The following is a 1,610-nucleotide window of genomic DNA, read 5'->3' on the forward strand; positions in this document are numbered from 1 at the left end:
TCAAGTCCAAAGGCTATGATTGGCTTTTTGAATTACCTACAAGGTCAAATAGATCAAAAAGACACCATCATTGAAGATTTAACACCAAAGGCAATGGCTCTTGAAAGCTTACAGCGCCATAATGGGCTTTTTGGTCTTACAGAAGCCGCTAAAATACTCGAGATGCAACCAAAACAGTTCATTCTCTTCTTACAGAAAAAAGGTTGGGTTTACAGACGAGCGGCAGGTGGAAATTTGCTTCCTTATCAAGACAAAATCCAAAAGAAACTTATGGATTGTCCAACCATCACACTTCAAACCGCAAGTGGAATAGAAAAGGTCATTCCTTGCGCAAAAATTACAGCAAAAGGAATTGGTGTGCTGTCTCAAGAGCTTAAAAGACAAAGCATGCATTAAGAGCAACAATCATGGAAAAGAAATAGGAACGACTAATCTTATAGTCTCTCTATAAGCCGTTTCTAACCACACAAACAACTTTTAAACACCAGCGTGATTCACGCCACGGGGGAATTGCGCTCAAATAGGAGGAAATCAAGATGAGTGAACAAAACACTAACCTAACAGAAGTTGAAGAAACACATCATTTAGCGATTAAACAAACTGCTATGGAACGCATTTTAAACAGAGCCTTAGAAAATGACGTCGATATGGACCGTCTCGAGCGTCTCATTGCCTTACGAGAAAAAGAAATAGAACGACAAAACTACGAAAGATTTGCCAGTGATCTTTCGAATATGCAAATAGAATATCAAAAAATACAAAAAAATTCTACAAACACCCATACAAACAGCCAATATGCAACCCTTGACCAGTACATTGATGCTGTAAAAAATACTCTTGCAAAACACCGATTTGCTTTGTTTTCTCGTATCAAAGAACAGAGTTCAGACAATATAATTATAGAAATGACTTTGACGCATCCCTCTGGAAATAAAATCTCAACAGAAGGAAAGTTTCCTTATGACACTAAAGGATGCAAATCAAATATACAATCGGTTGGTTCTGCAATCACCTACGCACGCAGATATCTGTTAGGTATGCTTCTTAATGTCGTGAGTGAAGATGATGATACGGATGGGAACACACCTCTTAAAAAGGCTTTTCCACAACAGATCAATGAAATCAGAAGACTCATAGTACAAACCCAAACAGAAGAAGAAAAAATACTTGCTTATGTCAACGTCAAAAAGCTTGACGATATGTCTGAAGGACAAGCACAAACGGTGTTGCACCTTTTGAAAAATAAACAAAACAAGCAAAAGGTAGAAACAGATTCTCCTATACAAGATGCTGATATAGCAACGCCACACGAACAGGGAATGGCGGTGTGAGATGGAGCAAAGAACAGCAGAATGGTTTCAAGCAAGGCTAGGAAAAGTCACTGCTTCAAACGTTTACAACGTACTCAGTAAGACAGCAAAAGGTTTTCCTACAAGCAAATATGAAGACTACAAAATGAAACTCATGACAGAACGCTTAACAGGGGAAATAAGCCAATCTTATACAACACCTGCTATGCAATGGGGCATTGAACATGAAGAGGATGCCTTAAGAGAATATGAATTCATTTATGACGCAGAAGTCACAAGATGCGGTTTTATCCAACACCC

General features: G+C 38.5%; 3 protein-coding genes. All 3 read left to right on the forward strand.

The window, feature by feature from the left end:
- A partial coding sequence (locus tag ACFINF_RS09160) for a phage antirepressor KilAC domain-containing protein (protein ID WP_375620580.1) occupies positions 1–396 on the forward strand: 396 nt, incomplete at its 5' end.
- Positions 397–536: 140 nt separating this feature from the next.
- Positions 537–1,331 carry an ERF family protein gene (locus ACFINF_RS09165; RefSeq protein ID WP_375620581.1) on the forward strand — a complete coding sequence of 265 codons (795 nt, stop codon included), beginning with the start codon at positions 537–539 and terminating at the stop codon, positions 1,329–1,331.
- A 1-nt stretch (position 1,332) separates the two neighbouring features.
- The coding region (locus ACFINF_RS09170; protein ID WP_375620582.1) for a YqaJ viral recombinase family protein at positions 1,333–1,610 on the forward strand (278 nt) is incomplete at its 3' end.

Origin of the sequence: Bartonella sp. TS25HLJMH (genome assembly GCF_042193505.1) — a bacterium.
Taxonomy (GTDB): Bacteria; Pseudomonadota; Alphaproteobacteria; order Rhizobiales; family Rhizobiaceae; genus Bartonella; species Bartonella grahamii.

Excerpts from the sequence above, each read along its gene's own strand:
- ACFINF_RS09165 (WP_375620581.1), top strand. The coding sequence starts at position 537 with ATGAGTGAACAAAACACTAACCTAACAGAAGTTGAAGAAACACATCAT.